The sequence below is a fragment of the Desulfovibrio sp. GTC20076 genome, from assembly GCF_055385905.1.
In genome coordinates this window covers 1,636,470-1,651,882 of the sequence record NZ_AP039366.1, presented here as the reverse complement: position 1 = coordinate 1,651,882, position 15,413 = coordinate 1,636,470, and the positions used below count along the sequence as shown (strand labels likewise).

Annotated in this window: 13 protein-coding genes; 10 read left to right on the top strand and 3 right to left on the bottom strand. The window is 58.6% G+C overall.

What is annotated here, in order from left to right; all coding sequences use genetic code 11:
* Window positions 1-180: 180 nt before the first annotated feature.
* From mgtE to ACZ495_RS07205, 9 genes are all read left to right on the top strand, one after another.
* A complete protein-coding gene (mgtE, locus tag ACZ495_RS07245; RefSeq protein ID WP_012624442.1) occupies window positions 181-1,809 on the top strand; it encodes a magnesium transporter in 1,629 nt (542 codons plus the stop codon).
* An 86-nt stretch (window positions 1,810-1,895) separates the two neighbouring features.
* Window positions 1,896-2,567: a response regulator gene (locus ACZ495_RS07240; protein WP_012624443.1), complete on the top strand. Its 672-nt coding sequence runs from the start codon at window positions 1,896-1,898 to the stop codon at window positions 2,565-2,567.
* Between the two features lie 461 nt (window positions 2,568-3,028).
* Window positions 3,029-4,120, top strand: coding sequence for a sulfite exporter TauE/SafE family protein (locus ACZ495_RS07235; protein WP_232088737.1), 1,092 nt, complete (start codon window positions 3,029-3,031; stop codon window positions 4,118-4,120).
* A 36-nt stretch (window positions 4,121-4,156) separates the two neighbouring features.
* The gene (locus tag ACZ495_RS07230; RefSeq protein WP_012624445.1) at window positions 4,157-4,588 is read left to right on the top strand and encodes a hypothetical protein; all 432 of its coding nucleotides are present in this window, start codon (window positions 4,157-4,159) and stop codon (window positions 4,586-4,588) included.
* Between the two features lie 182 nt (window positions 4,589-4,770).
* A complete protein-coding gene (locus ACZ495_RS07225) occupies window positions 4,771-6,534 on the top strand; it encodes a sensor histidine kinase (RefSeq protein WP_296983522.1) in 1,764 nt (587 codons plus the stop codon).
* A 2-nt stretch (window positions 6,535-6,536) separates the two neighbouring features.
* Complete coding sequence (locus ACZ495_RS07220) at window positions 6,537-6,935, top strand: response regulator transcription factor (RefSeq protein ID WP_012624447.1); 399 nt, start codon at window positions 6,537-6,539, stop codon at window positions 6,933-6,935.
* Complete coding sequence (locus ACZ495_RS07215) at window positions 6,932-7,609, top strand: HAMP domain-containing histidine kinase (RefSeq protein ID WP_012624448.1); 678 nt, start codon at window positions 6,932-6,934, stop codon at window positions 7,607-7,609. The genes ACZ495_RS07220 and ACZ495_RS07215 overlap by 4 nt, the downstream gene beginning before the upstream one ends.
* Before the next feature lie 39 nt (window positions 7,610-7,648).
* Window positions 7,649-8,122 (top strand): response regulator, encoded by a 474-nt coding sequence (locus ACZ495_RS07210; RefSeq protein ID WP_012624449.1) that lies wholly within the window; start codon window positions 7,649-7,651, stop codon window positions 8,120-8,122.
* Between the two features lie 39 nt (window positions 8,123-8,161).
* On the top strand, window positions 8,162-9,502 hold the full coding sequence (locus tag ACZ495_RS07205) for a sensor histidine kinase (protein WP_464261981.1): 1,341 nt from the start codon (window positions 8,162-8,164) through the stop codon (window positions 9,500-9,502).
* A 294-nt stretch (window positions 9,503-9,796) separates the two neighbouring features.
* Here the strand turns inward: ACZ495_RS07205 and ACZ495_RS07200 are convergent, their stop codons facing one another.
* The 3 genes from ACZ495_RS07200 to ACZ495_RS07190 form a co-directional block, all read right to left on the bottom strand.
* Complete coding sequence (locus ACZ495_RS07200) at window positions 9,797-10,342, bottom strand: lysozyme inhibitor LprI family protein (RefSeq protein ID WP_464261980.1); 546 nt, start codon at window positions 10,340-10,342, stop codon at window positions 9,797-9,799.
* Between the two features lie 358 nt (window positions 10,343-10,700).
* Window positions 10,701-11,390: a LexA family transcriptional regulator gene (locus ACZ495_RS07195; protein WP_464261979.1), complete on the bottom strand. Its 690-nt coding sequence runs from the start codon at window positions 11,388-11,390 to the stop codon at window positions 10,701-10,703.
* 261 nt (window positions 11,391-11,651) lie between these two features.
* Complete coding sequence (locus tag ACZ495_RS07190) at window positions 11,652-12,668, bottom strand: FUSC family protein (protein ID WP_012624453.1); 1,017 nt, start codon at window positions 12,666-12,668, stop codon at window positions 11,652-11,654.
* Window positions 12,669-13,606: 938 nt separating this feature from the next.
* Here ACZ495_RS07190 and ACZ495_RS07185 point away from each other — a divergent pair.
* Window positions 13,607-15,235: a methyl-accepting chemotaxis protein gene (locus ACZ495_RS07185; RefSeq protein WP_464261978.1), complete on the top strand. Its 1,629-nt coding sequence runs from the start codon at window positions 13,607-13,609 to the stop codon at window positions 15,233-15,235.
* Window positions 15,236-15,413 lie beyond the last annotated feature (178 nt).

Sequence of the window (15,413 nt, the reverse complement as noted above, 5' to 3'; positions counted from 1 at the left end):
TGACCCCACACGGCGTCCTGCGCCGTTGGGCGGGTGATTGAAGTAGATAGAATGCCCAGTGCGTCGCGTCAAGCTGCGTGAACCTCGAGAGCATTTTCACATATGCGCCTTGCCGCATGGCAGGCGCTTTTCACGGCATTGCCGCTCCTTCGGGAAGTATTTTTGAGCGAAAGGCGCGCTATGGCAGATTATCGTAATAAAGAACAAGAAATGCGGCCTGTTGAGGCCACAGAGCGGGAAGACGACCGCACCGCCGTTCCGTTGACGCAAGCGCCGGAACACGGCGTAAAGGCCGATTCTCCTTCACAGGACGCGGGCTTTGCGTCGTCTGATGCCGGTGCGGTACACGCATCCGGTGATTGCCCGACCGCTTCTGGCGGGGCAGCTTCTGAAGATTATGCAGATGCAGGCGCTCCGGAAGATGTGCTTTCTCCTTCTGCTTCGGCCGGCGACGGCCGTGACGGCGGCGCTTTGCCCGGAGCGGCGGGCGTGAGTACGGAAGCGGCAGCCATTGATGAAGAATATGAGCCGGAATTTCTGGATCAGGAGTTCATTCACCCGGCCGACATGGCCGACCATCTGGAAAACCTGAGCCTTGAAAAGCAGGTGAGCACGCTTGCCCGCATGTCCAAAGAGGACGCGGCCGAAGCACTGGCAGAGCTGGACGGCAATGTGGCCGTGGACCTGCTGGAAAATCTGGATACGGACGTGGCCGCCCAGATTATTGCCGAGATGTCCCCGGACGACGCCGCCGACGTGCTGGACGAGCTGGAAGAGGACCACCGCGACGCCCTGCTGGAAAAACTGACCCGCGAAGACTCCGAAGAGTTGCGCAGCCTGCTCAATTTCGATCCGGACTCCGCGGGCGGGGCCATGAACACGGAACTCATCCTGCTGGAGTGCAACCAGACAGTGGATGAGGCCATCGCCCATATCCGCACCGAAATGGCCGAGAAGGAAAGCCCCTATTACGGCTATGTGGTAGACTCGCATGACGTGCTCGTCGGCGTGCTCTCCCTGCGCGACCTCATGCTGGCCCGTCCCGGAACCATCGTGGGGGATGCCGTGGTCGGGCAGAGCGTCATCAGCGTCACCTATGATACAGACAGGCGTGAGGTGGCCAGCCTGCTCTCACACTACAATTTCATGGCCATGCCTGTTGTGGACAATGAGGGTCACATCATGGGTGTCATTACCTATGACGACATCATGGACATCATGCACGAAGAGGCCAGCGCCGACATGCTGGGCATGGTGGGTGCCGACCCGGAAGAAAGCGTGGACACGCCCTGGAAAGAGAGCGTGCGCAAACGCCTGCCCTGGCTTTTTGTCAACATGTTCAACTCGGCGCTTTCGGCTTCGGTGGTGTACATGTTTGAGGGCAGCATTGCCGAAATGGCCGTACTTGCGGTGCTCATGCCTATGGTAGCCAACCAGGCGGGCAATACTGGGCAGCAGGCTCTTGCCGTTATGATCCGTCAGCTGGCTACAGACCGCTTTGACCAGAAAAAAGCCTGGATGGCGGTGGTGCGCGAAGGCAAGATCGGCCTTGTTACCGGCATCGTCATGGCTGTCACAGCCTTTTTCGGCGTGTGGTGGTTTACGGGAGTTGCGGCCATAGGTGCTGTCATGGGCGGGGCGCTTATGTGTGACATGCTGCTCGGGGCCATTTCCGGCGGCTCCATACCGCTTATTTTTCGCGCGCTGGGGCGTGACCCCGCGCATGCTTCCAGCATATTTCTTACCACCATTACGGATGGCGCGGGCTTTTTCATCTTTCTCGGGCTGGCTTCGCTTTTTCTGCTGTAGCCGCGCAGCCTGTCCGCACTGTTGAGGAGCGGCCGCCCCAGGGTCGCCCGGTCACCGCTTTGAACAAAGGATGAGTGGACAGGCGTATGGAAATCTGCCGCATCCTGCTTGTTGACGACCACAAGCTGCTTATGGAAGGCGTGCGCAGCCTGCTGGCCCCCTATGCGCACTTGCGGGTAGTGGGCATGGCCCTTGCCGGTGGCGAGGCAGTGGCCCTGGCCGCCTCGCTGACGCCGCACCTGATGGTGCTGGACCTCGGCATGCCCGGCATGAATGGGGTGGAAACCGCGCGCGCCGTGCTTGAAGTACGCCCGGCCACACGCATTCTTGTCTATACCGGGCATGAGGATCAGCGCTGGCTGCCCGAGCTTATCGATCTTGGCATCATGGGGCATGTACGCAAATCCGAGCCGCCGGGCGTGTTGTTGCGTGCCATCGAAAACGTGCGCCGGGGCGAGATATTTTTAAGTTTTTCTGATCCTGGCGGGCGGCTGGCGGCCCTTTTGCGCGAACGCCGTCAGGCGGTGGACGAGTCCGGCGGCGATGGCTGCGGCGACCTGTCCGCTCTGTCGCCCCGGGAAAAAGAGATTTTTCGCCTGCTGGCAGACGGGCACAGCGTCAAGGCCATCGCGGGCGACCTGCATATCAGCCCCAAAACCGTAGAAACCCACAAATATAATCTGCTCACCAAGTTACAGGCCGGGTCTGTGGGCGATCTGGTTAAAATTGCCATCCGTCACGGTCTGGTCAAAGTCTGATCACACTCTGATCAAAGCCTGAATTTCCGTTTCACGCATTCGCGTTGATATTCCATCTTTCACAGCGCGCGGTACAGCCGCGTTTTTTTGTGCCTTTTTTGCGGTTACGTTGTAAAATATGCCGCGTTTTCATGCCTGTACCCAATCTTTAATGAAAAGCGCCCTTCGTGGCGCAGCGTCGTGCCCGACCTTTCTGGAGCGCGTATGCCGCGCTTTGTTCCGTTTCGTCTGCTTTGGTTTTGGCACTGCGGCCCATGCCCATGCCGGAACAGCCCTTCATTTCCGTCTGGGGAAAACCCTTAGGTATTTTTTCACAAATCAGGATTCTCCCGATGGCGTGTGCCGGACATGAATTTTAGTCTTGCCCTGACCGAAAAAACAAATGCGCCGGTCTGAGGCGCAAGGGGGAGACGATGGCCTGTGTTTTTCGTGAAGATTCCGCAAGGGTTGCAAGAAGCCATATGGCAAAGCTCCTGTTGTTGCCTGTCATGCTTATGCTGTGTTTCGCCGCGCCGTTGACGGCGCTGGCCCAGGATGCCGCTGGTGGTGCAGAACAGGGCCAGGCTGCGGTTGTTGATGCGCAGTCTGCGCCGTCGGCCTTGCAGGAGCCTGGACAGACGGTACAGCAGGCGCCCGGCCAGGCCGGTGATCCGCTGCTCACCCAGACCCAGCGGCAGGCAGACGCCCAGGCGGATGCCGCTCTGGTGGACAATCATCCCTGGTGGTTCTGGCCCATCGCTCTGCTGGTTTTTTGTTTTATTCTCGGCATTATTGCCGTTATGGCCGGTGTGGGCGGCGGCGTGCTTTTTGTGCCGCTGGTCAGCGGTTTTTTTCCTTTCCATCTGGACTTTGTGCGCGGCGCGGGCCTGCTGGTGGCTCTGGCGGGCGCGCTGGCAGCCGGGCCGGGCTTGCTGCGCCGTAATTTCGCCAACCTGCGGCTGGCTCTGCCCGTAGCGCTTATTGCTTCGGCCTGTGCCATTGTGGGAGCCATGCTGGGCCTGGCCCTGCCCACGCACGTCATCCAGACCTGCCTTGGCGCGACCATTCTGGCCATTGCCGTACTTTTGCTGCTTTCTAAAAATTCTGTGCGTCCTGTAGTGACAAAGCAGGATGCCGTGGGCCTGGCCCTCGGTATGAACGGCGTATTTCTTGAGCCAAGCACCGGCGAGGTGGTGGAGTGGAAAACCCACCGCACTGTTGCCGGACTGCTGCTCTTTATTGTCATCGGCATCATGGCGGGCATGTTCGGCCTTGGGGCCGGGTGGGCCAACGTGCCGGTGCTCAACCTGCTTATGGGCGCTCCCCTCAAGGTGAGCGTGGGTACGTCCAAGTTTCTTCTTTCCATCACAGATACTTCCGCCGCCTGGGTTTATCTCAATCAGGGCTGCGTCATCCCCCTCATGGCCATTCCGTCCATTGTAGGACTTATGCTCGGCTCTGTGGTGGGTGTGCGCCTGCTGGCCGTCGCCAAGCCCAAATTCATCCGTTATATGGTGATTTTTGTGCTCCTTTTTTCCGGCGCCAAAGCCCTCATGAAGGGACTTGGCTGGTAAATTTCCTGACCGGACTGGACTTTTTGGGAGGATAGTATGAATACTGTGGATGTTAAGAACGATATCAAGGCTTCTCCGGCGCAGGTGCGCTATGCCGATACACTGTTTTACGGCTCGCTCATCGGCTTCGTAACGATGCTTGTGACCTATGCGCTCTATGTCTTCGGCGTGCTGGAGCCGCAGATTCCCCTGGATGAACTGCCGCGCCTGTGGGTGCACAGCGCCGCGGACTATCGTGCCGCAGGGAGTATTCCCCAGGGGTGGGGTTGGCTTGCACTGGTAGGCAAGGGCGATATATGCAATTTTTTGGGCATAGCCTTTCTCGCGGCCCTGACTATCTTCTGTTTTGTGCAGCTTGCCTGGACCCTGGCCCGGCACAGACAGTGGCTCATGATGTGTATTGCCATTGCTGAAGTGCTGGTGCTGAGCCTCGCGGCTTCCGGCGTGCTGGTAGCCGGGGCGCACTAGGATGTGTGCCCGCTTTTTCAGCCATGCGGTAAAAAGCGCCCGGTTCGAGGCAGTTGGGCCGCTTGACGGAGCCACAGGCAGGCCCTCATGACGGCGCATGCCGGCGCCTGATCAGGATATGAAGGGCTGCACCGTGAAAAAGCACGTTTGAAGCTTGCGCCAGCGCGCAGCCCGGAGGAAGCATGTTCGCCGCCATAAAAAACGCCTTTGCCCACCTGCTGGAAGTGCCCGAGGCCGTGTCTCCGGCCCGGTACCGCTCTCTGCGTCGGCTTATGACCATACTTATGGTGGCCGTATCGGTCACGCCTCTGCTTCTGTTGTCCGGCATAAGCCACATGCAGTACACACGGACCCTCGAGCGTGAAATGGAAAGCCCCGTTTACGCGCTGGCCCGCAAGTCGCAGGCGGCGCTGGAGCTTTATCTCGGTGAAAGGGAATCCACGGTGAGCTTTATCGCCCATGCCTATTCCTACAAGGACCTGGCGGACGAGCGCACCCTGAACCGCGTGTTTTTGTCGCTGCGCAGTGAGTTTCAGGGCTTTGTGGACATGGGGCTGGTCAACTCCGAGGGCCTGCAGATTTCCTATGTGGGACCGTACAAGCTCAGGGGCGCGGACTATGCGGGCAAGCCCTGGCTGCGTGAAACGGAAATCAAAAGCCGGTATATGAGCAACGTGTTTCTCGGTTATCGCGGCTATCCGCATATGGTCATAGCCGTTCACAGGATGGAGGAAAGCGGGCTTTCATGGACCCTGCGCGTGGCCGTGGACACGCTGCGGCTGCAGCAGGTGCTGTCCTCCGTAGGCCCGGAGCAGGAAACCGATGTTTTTCTTGTGGACAGGGAAGGAGTGCTGCAAACAGATTCCCGCCTGTACGGCAAGGCGCTGGATTCCTGTCCGTTGCCGCTGCCGCCGGCCACGGCGGAAACGCTCGTTCGCAACGTCACCGAGCCATCGGGACGCAAGCTTATGGTGGCCTCCTGCGCACTGGCCGGTACGGATTTCATTCTGCTGGCAGTCAAGCCCGAGGCCGAGGCCTTTCGCCCCTGGACAGCCCTGCGCACCGAATTGCTGCTTGTGCTGTGCGGCGGTATTGCGCTTATTGTTCTGGTATCGCACCTGCTTATGAAGCAGCTTGTCAACAGGCTGCAGGCCAGCGATGAGCGCCGGGTAGCCATTTTCGCCCAGATGGAGCACAATCAGAAGCTCTCGTCCATCGGGCGGCTGGCGGCGGGTGTGGCCCACGAGGTCAACAATCCCCTTGCCGTCATTTACGAAAAGGCGGGCCTTGCCCGCGACCTGCTGAGCATGGGCAAGGTTTGCGGCGAAAGCAGGGACAGGGAGAGGCTGAACGGTCTGCTCGAAGGCATAGAAAGCACAGTGGAGCGGGCACGCAGTATTACCCACCGCCTGCTGGGTTTCGCCCGCCGGATGGAAGCCAACCGCCAGAGCCTGCACATTGAGGAGGTCATCACCGAGACCCTGTCTTTCCTTGAGCGAGAAGCCAAGAACCGGGGCGTAACGCTCGAGATGGATCTGGCCGAAGACCTGCCCGAGATTGTTTCGGACAGGGGCCAGTTGCAGCAGGTATTTCTGAATATCGTGGGCAATGCCCTGGATGCCGTGACCGGCAGCGGGCAGGCAGGCGCATCTGCCGACGGGCAGGGGCGCTTTGTAAAAGTACGCTGTGTTCCATCGGGACAGTGCGCGCTTGAAGTGACCGTGCGTGATAACGGCAAAGGCATGCCTCGAGAGGTGCTGCGGCACATTTTCGAGCCGTTTTATTCCACCAAGAAAGATAAGGGTACAGGGCTTGGCATGTTCATCACCTACGGCATCGTGCGTCGGCTCGGCGGCGATATCCGTGTGGACAGTGAAGAAGGGCGCGGCAGTACCGTGCGCGTGACCCTGCCTCTGGCTCCGCCTGACGGCTCTGTGGAGGTTTAGTAATGGCTTTGCGCATACTGCTGGCTGATGACGAAAAGGATTTTGTGGAAACTCTGGCCGAAAGGCTTGAACTGCGCGGGCACAGCGTGCGCGTGGTTTACGACGGCCTGGCGGCCCTGCGCGCCGCTGTAGAAGATATGCCCGATGTGGTGGTGCTTGATCTTCTCATGCCCGGTCTGCCCGGTGATGAAGTGCTGCACCGCCTCAAGAACGTGCAGCCCGATCTGCCCGTGCTGCTGCTTACCGGGCACGCGGCCGTGGACGACACGGGGCTTTCGCCCGTAAGCCAGGCCTATGCCTGCCTGACAAAGCCGTTAAGCTTCAACACTTTTCTTGAAACGCTGGAGTCCGCATGCCGTGAAGGGCGCGAGGCAGCCTCCCGCGGGGGAGACATGTCATGAATGTCAGTCAGTGTACGGCCCGCCTGCTGGCCTCGGCAGTGCACGATATGCGCAATGTTCTGGCCGTAATCCGTGAATCTGCCGGGCTTGCGCAGGATCTGGCCGCCCTTGCGTCTTCCTCCGCCGGCGGCAGCGGCTCTGCGGCAGGACCGCAGCGGCTGGAAGCTGCCCTGGCAGAGGTGCAGCGTTCTGTGGGGCAGGGCGCGGCGCTGTCTGAAGCTATGGATTATCTGGCCCAGTCGGGCGGCGCTGACAGCGGCGAACACGCAGGCCCATGCGATCTCGTCAGGGTGTGCCGCAGTTTTTGCCTGCTGGCCGCGCGGCAGGCTCGCGCGGCCCAGATAGGTCTGGCAAGCGGCGAGAGCGCCGAACCGGTATGGGCGGCCGTGCCGCCTATGGATGTGTTGCGCGCCTTGCTTGAAATTTTCGATCTCTGCGCTTCGGTGGGCGGCCAGATACGTCTGCGCTTTACTGCCGGGCGGCGTCAGAAAGAAGAAGGTATTGTGGTGGAAGTGCTGGAAGGTGGCAACCGGGAACTGGCCCTGGCAGCCATGACGGGCAGTCCTCTGCTCAGCGGCATGCGCCCCGGTTGGCGGGCGGCGCTTATGCCTTGGCGCGAAGCGGAACCGCGTTTTTTCCTTTCACTTTCCGCCTGCGATTCAGATGCGGTATAACCGGCTCCGGGTATAGTCCGGACCTCCAAGGAGTTTTTCATGACCAAGGAAGACATCAAGATTCTGCTGGTGGACGATGAAAGGCAGTTTGTGGACACGCTGGCCGAACGTCTGGCCATGCGTGGTTTTGCCGCCCGCGTGGCTTATGACGGCCCCGAGGCGCTCAAAGCCGTGGATCAGCCCACGGATGTCATCGTGCTTGACCTGCGCATGCCGGGCATGGACGGCTTTGAGGTGCTGCGCAATGTAAAGAAGAGCAACCCTCAGGTGCAGGTCATCATCCTGACCGGCCACGGGGGGGATGCCGAGGAACAGACCGCCTACCGCATGGGCGCGTATAATTTTCTCCGCAAGCCTATGGATATTGATGAGCTGCTTGGCAGCATCCGCATGGCCTATCGCGACAAGCTGGAAAACGCCATGGTGGCGGTGTCGCTGGCTGAAGGCGGCGACTTTGAATCCGCGCGCGATGTGATGAAAGAAAAGGATATCCTGCAGGAACACGAAAAATAAACAGCGCCCAGCGGGTTGTACTGCAGAAAGGGGAACGCCATGCGCGTGCTTGTTGTGGATGACGAATCAGCCTTTGCCGGGCCTTTGGCCCAGCGCCTGAGCCTGCGCGGCATGGATGCGCGCACCGCCCGCGATGCGCGTGAGGCTTTGTCCATCCTGCAGGCATGGCCCGCGGAACTGGTGTTTCTTGATGTGGGCCTGCCCGGTATGGACGGCGTTGCCCTGCTCAAGCTTTTGCGCGAGCAATATGCACAGACGGATGTGGTCATGCTTTCGGGTTCCGCAGATATGGGCAAAGCTGTGCAGGCCATGCGGCGGGGAGCGCTGAACTGGCTCTCCAAGCCCGCGGATATTGAGCAGGTGCTTGAAGAATGCCGCAAGGCGCGGGAGCGGGCCGCAGCCCGGCAAGAGGCGGCCCGCCTTGCCGAAGCCGCGCGCTGGCGCAGTCTGGGGCGGGTTGCCGAAGGGGTGGCCCATGAGGTGAATAATCCCCTTAACATCATGATGCAGGCCGCCGGGCTTATCCGCGATTGCCTGGATGAACCGGAGGCTCAGGCCCTGGCTGATGTGGACGAAATGCGCGAAGCCGTCAATACCATTCGCGTCCAGAGTCTGCGCGTGCGGGAAATAACGCGTAAGCTGCTCATGGTGGGGCATGGGCTGGATGCGCGCACCGGGCCGCTGGATGTGGCTGCGGTTATTGATGAAAGCCTTGATCTTCTTCGCCACAGGATTGAAGCGGCAGGTCTGCGCTGCCAGGTGGATCTTTCCAGCGCGTATGTGTTCCCGGGCCATGAAGCTGCTGCACAGAAAACTGCTGCGCCGGGCGCTCTCGGGGAAGCTGCTGCGGAGGCGGCGGAAGAGGCGGGCAGCGCTGCTCCGCGCCCTTGGGGTTCGGCCCCGGAATTGCGGCAGATATTTCTGCATCTATTTGAAAATGCTCTGGATGCCATGCCTCATGGTGGATTGGTGCAGGTCTCGGCCAGGCTGAGACGTGACGGACAGGGAAGGAGCTGGTACGATCTGCTCGTTGCCGACAGCGGCCCCGGCATTGAACCGGACATCCTGCCCCATATTTTTGAACCATTTTTCAGTTCGCGTGCCCTTCAAGGCGGATTCGGCGGTCATGACCAATACCATGACAGCCATACCAGCGGCAGTGCCATGCGCCCCGGAACTGCCGTACAATCCCACATGGGCCGCTATGCGGGTCTCGGCCTTGCCGTTGCCCGCTCGCTGGCGCACGCGCGTGGCGGCGAACTCTCCGCCGCCAACAGCCAGCAAGGCGGGGCAGTTTTCTGCCTGAGCCTTCCCCTGGCACAAGCGCCCGCGGCCTCCGGTCAGGCTGCGGGTGACCGCTCTCCGGACGGCGGCCTTTGAGGCCGCCCCCGGATGGCGCTGTAAATCCTGTCTGCACACCACAACTGCCGGCCACGCAAAACCGGCGTATCCGGTATCATTCCAGAGCATTTCAACATTGCGAATCTGTATTTCTCAATGTTGAAGACACGCCCGTTACGGCGCTTGACCGGGTAAACACATTGCGCTTTTACGGCGGGCGGCTGTTCGCGCAGTCACCAGAGAAATGTAAAAGCTGACCTGCTCTGCGAGGCCGCACAAATGAAGACGACGAGCATCTTTCAGGCGCTCATCGTGCCAAAAGAAATTTTCCGCTTATTCGGGGCTTTCCCCCAGAGCGTTCATCCATTGCGCCATGCGCGCGGTTTGCTCCAGATACCATAAGGAAGCCATGAGCGGTGACAGTGTGCCGCCGTCGGGGTCGTACATGGCTGCAGAGCCGCTCTTGCGCATGGCGTCCCATGCCGCGAGGGTTTCGCGCAGTGATTTGCTTCTCTCTTCACCGAGCACAGGGGGCAGGGCAATCTGTCGCACGGCGATAATTTTTTCAAGCCGTTCCAGTTCTGCATTGATGCAGTCCTGCATGTCCGTGGTTACACCCGCGGCACTGTCCATGCACGCCTGGTAGTCGGGGCTGAAAAGCCTGTCGACCGGTGCCGTGGTCTCATCATCCAGATCTTTTTCCTGAGATTCCGCGCGGCTTTCCAGCTCATGGGGGCTGCCGGGCTGGCCGCTTGCCGGAATCGACTGTTTTTCTGCGGATTTTTCCGCGCTGAAGGCGCTGAAAGGAAAAGACAGCAGAGTCAGAATGGCCATGATGGGCAGTATGACGCCAAAAAGATTCAAACGACCTTGCAACATCCTGTACTCCTTACTGGAAAAGACCATATTGCGCGCAGTGTACTCGCAGCTCCAGGGCGGCGCAATAGGTTGAGGCGCGCCTGCGGCGGCATCTTTGCCATCTGGAGCATTTTATCTTTGCGCAGGTGGATTCGCAATACTTACCCAATGCGCACTGCGCCATCCAGGCGCCAGAACGCACTGTGAAACTGGCGATTCCAAGGCGGACGCCTGCCCGTGAGCCGCCAGAGCGGGGTACAGAAAAACTGCCCTGACACGTTTATCGCCTGGGACCGTGGCTTGCGGCGGCAACGGCCGGTATCTGTTTTGCGGCAGGCTTTGTGCGTACATCCCGCGGGCATTTCAGATGTGAAAACCCCTAACGGTATTCGCGGCCTGACCAGAGCACTCGGCCGATAACCCTGAACTGGTCGGCAAGGTCGCCGCGCAGGTCCAGGCTTACCGGGGGGTAGGCGGGATTGACGCTATGCAGGATAATTTTGCCGGGAACCTTGTCAATGCGCTTTATATAGATGGCGTCTTCAAAGCCCACGGCATAAAGGCGACCCGGGCTGATTTCAGTTTGTCCCTTGTCCAGCAGCACAAGGTCATTGTCAAAAATTTCCGGAACCATGCTGTCGCCGGAGACGCGCATGAGCACCATGCGCCGGGGATTGCCCTTGCGGCGTAAAAAGTCGCCCCTGAAGGCGTAGCTGTCTTCATTACGCTCGCTGACTTCCAGGCTGCCCGTACCCGCAGAAAGACGGGCTTCAGCCAGGGGAACATGTATAAGATCCGCTTCGCAATCGCCATGCATGGACGGCAATTCGCCTTCGGCAGCTTCGGGAAGCCGCATTGGCCCACTGCCGAAAAACAGCCAGTGGGCATTCACTCCGGTTGCAGCGGCGCTGGCCTGTACCCAGGCGGGCGGCACTTCACCGCGTTTGCGTGCGCCGCTGATGGACTGCGGGGTAATACCCAGGGCGCGGGCCAGTTCTGCATCATTGGAAGCATTCATGGCCTGCATAAGGCGGTGCAGGGTTTTCGTAAAGTCTGTTTCTTCTGGCATGGCGTACCTCGCTGGCCGGCATTGCTTCCCTGATGGGTGTGCATGCGGCGGCCCCGGTTCGCTCCGTTCATATGGGAGGCGGTTTTTGTTTGAAATACCGTCAGGCAGCCAAAGCGGCAGGGCTGGCGGCGGCAATGCATATGGATAGCGTATCAGCCTTGAGTGTTGAGTGCAATAATTTTATAAATTTTTAGTTTATATATTGTTTTTCAACAATATTAAATGGATATTAAATAATGCCGAGAAGTGGATGCGCTATATTTATACGGTGTTTTCAAGTTTTTTATTTCTGTTAAGCCGGGAAGCTATAAGTCTTAATATGAGGTTGGAAATAAGCACTCCTCCACAGGCCAGGATGGTATCAAGCAGCCGCCACCGCAGCAGTGAAATATCACCCCCCATGCGCAATGTGGCCATATCGATCAGCAGCAGCACGATAAGAGTAATGATAAAACTGAAGAGCATATAGTGCCCGCGTTGTGCGTAAGGGATGAAAAGGGCGGCGCAGAACACGCAGGCAGCAAGTGGAAGGGGGGATGATATGTAGAATACAAGGGGGGCGGCAGCAATGACACCGACCACTGTTCCCAGGGCGCGGTCGCGTATGCGGCGTAGTTCGGTGGCGCCGTCACTGTGCATGACAAAGAGAACAGTCAGCCCCACCCAGGCTGGATGGCTGAAGTGCAGGCCGCCTGCGGCCAGGGTACACAAAAGTACCGTAGCGGGAACGGCCATGCCGAACAGCGGATTGTTGACAGCCCCGTGCTTGAACGCCTTGAATTCTTCAAAAGGGCTTGCGCCGCTGCCCTGTCCGCTGCCGAACCGTATGCCCAGCACGCTCAGGGTTGCCCCCAGGGCAAGACCGGTCATGTAGATGGCGGCTGCACTGATGGAACTGGTCATGCCGAAATGGGTCAGCAGGGCTGCTGTTCCCATATTTTTAAAAACAAGGCTGAGGTAGGCCTGATCAGGCCGGGGCAGGGCGGCCAGCCAACTGAACATGACCAGCGGTATAAGGGCAAGATTGTTGTTGCCCTGGGTAAACACACCCACCGCGCCGGCCATGCAAACGAGCAGCCCCCCGGCGCCGATGCAGAGCGTGCGCGGCAACGGTTTGTAGCGGGGAGCGATAAAGAGGGCGAACAAGGCCCCCAGAGCACCCAGCACAAGCACTTCCGGCTCGTTGCAGATCAGGCTGACACTGGTGGGAATAGCCATGGCCAGCATGTAAAGTATGCCCCGGACCACGAGGTCGCGGCGAGGAGTGGGAGTGGGCATGCAGGCTCCGTGTTTATGGGCGGGCAGTGGTTTTTATTGTTAAAAGGAATGACTGTAAATTAGGTACAGTGCTCTTTGCATCAGGTCAACCGTCTTTTTTCTTTATATAAACCGGAAACAGCAGGTCTACCCGCCCATCTGATCAGGAAAAACGCGCTGCACTGCATATCCAGCCATGCCGGGCAATAGCGGTTTTTTAGTAGTTTGTTTCAATTAATATTTCGTTTTTACAGGTAAACATAGCACGAATTGTTTGGACGAACAGCAACGGTATGGTGGTGGCTCTAAAGTGCTCACCTATTTCATAATATAAAAATATATTTAAAATTCTTTTTTCTATGTACCATCTTAAGAAACGGAGCAGCCGGACGATCTCAGTAAAGAGAGAGCAGTTGTAGAAAATGGCGAAAGCATACGGCAAAAAGGGACGCTGCCAGCCTGCCTGAAAGGAGCACAGGCAGAGGAGGAACTGTCTATGACCATCAAGGTGCGGGTGATACTTGGTTTCTTGCTGACGATAGCCATCATGGCCGGTGGAACCATACCCTATGTGACAAGTAAGATGCGCAACACTGCCGAAGAGTCATATCTGACGGCCTCCGGAGAGCAATTACAGCTCATGGGCAGCTATGTAGAAGGTTTTATTAACGAAGCAGAACGTAATCTTGCCTTTCTGGCTGCGGATGAACTGCTCATAGACGGGGAAAACACGTTTCCCAACTATAAAAACACGTCCACCGAAAATGCCTATAAACGTTCGGCCCTGGCCCCGGAAGCGGCCCGCGCCGGTCAGCCCCTTTTCAGGCTGGCCAAGGCAAATCCGTCCTATGTTGAAGTGTATGTGGGCTATCCTGATGGCAGCTATGGTTCATCCATGGCCGACGGTCCCGTTCCTGCGGGTTTTGATACCTCCAGGCGCGCCTGGTTATGTGAGCCGCATGAATTCTGGCAAGGCCGTTGGGCTGTCAGACAGTTATCTTTCCATTTCCGGCGAACTGGTGGCTCCCGTCACGCACAGCCTGCGCGATCGCAATGGTGTTTTTCGCGGGGTGCTGGGCGTTGATGTTTCCCTTAACGGACTTTCGGAAAAATTCGAGGCCATGAATTTCGGCAGGACAGGCTATTTCCTGCTTGTGGAAAACACGGGTCGCATCATCTGTGACCCCAAGGACAAGGAACTTACCGGTAAAATCATCGGCAAGGACATCCAGAGCCCCGGACTGGAGCATCTGTTCAAAACCCAGTCAGGCATTGTGCTTACCCGCATAAAGGACATACCGGTGCGGGCCAACGTGCTCACAACCAGCCTTGGCTGGAAGATCGCCGTTATTCAGGACGAAAGTGAAATTTTTGCAGAGACCAACGAGGCCATACGCTCTGTTTCTATTATTTACGCTGTCATCGCCCTCGTCATGCTGGCGGTGGCCTGGTATATTGTACGCTCCATCAACCGCCCGCTGCGGCTTATCGTGGAAGCCGCGGACAAGATCGCTCAGGGGAACCTTGAGGCACATCTTGACGCGCGCGATTTTTACGGCGAACTGGCGGAGCTGCGCAATTCGCTTCTCAACATGGTCCACAACCTGCAAAACATGATTGAAACCGCCAATCAGAAGAGCGCCGAGGCCGAGGAACAGACCCAGCGCGCCCAGGCAGCCACGGAGCAGGCCGAATTTGCCCGCCAGCAGGCAGAAAGCGCCCGGCGTGACGGCATGCTGGCGGCGGCCGGGCAGCTGGAGGAAGTGGTCACTATCATTTCTTCGGCATCCAACCAGCTTACGGCTCGCATCGGCCAGTCAAACCATATGGCTGCCGAGTCGGCGGCCCGCCTGAGCGAGGCGGCCACAGCCATGAACGAGATGAACTCCACCGTGCGTGAGGTGGCGGGCAACGCTTCTCTGGCGTCGGGCATGTCTGATGAAACCAGGGGTAATGCGGAAAACGGCGCGCAGATCGTGCGCCAGGCCCTGCAAAGCATTGATCAGGTACATAAGGTTTCTCTGGTACTCAAGGAAGACATGAACCAGCTGAACGAGCACGCCCAGGCCATTAACCGCATTATGGGCGTCATATCCGACATTGCGGACCAGACCAACCTGCTGGCGCTCAATGCGGCCATCGAGGCCGCCCGGGCCGGAGACGCCGGACGCGGCTTTGCCGTGGTGGCCGATGAGGTGCGCAAGCTGGCGGAAAAAACTATGGCTTCCACCCAGGATGTGGGCAACGCCATCAATGCCATTCAGGAAAGTACCGCCAAAAGTGTGAGCGGCATGGACAAGGCAGTGGAAGAAATTGAAACCGCCACAGGATTTGCCAGCCAGTCCGGCGATGCCCTGCGCCAGATCGTCAGCAATGTGGAAACCACGGCAGACCAGGTGAGGGCCATTGCCACGGCCAGTGAAGAGCAGTCCGCCGCCAGTGAGGAAATCAATCAGTCCATTGTGCAGGTCAATGATATGGCCGGGCAGACGGCCCAGGCCATGAATGAGGCATCCAGCGCGGTAGAAGAACTGGCGCAGCAGGCCAACCGCCTGGGCGACCTTATTGCCAGCATGAAGCAGGCCTGAGCACCCGCGGCAACTGATATTGATCTGTTGCGGGCTTAAAGGTGCGGCTGCAGCTTGACTGTCTCACCGCCCGACAAGACACTCCGGCTGCCCTGACCGTACAAGTCCCCCGGCATCAATCCGATGCCGGGGGACTTTTTGCAAAACGACTGCTGGTTGCGGCAATCTGTAATCTGCG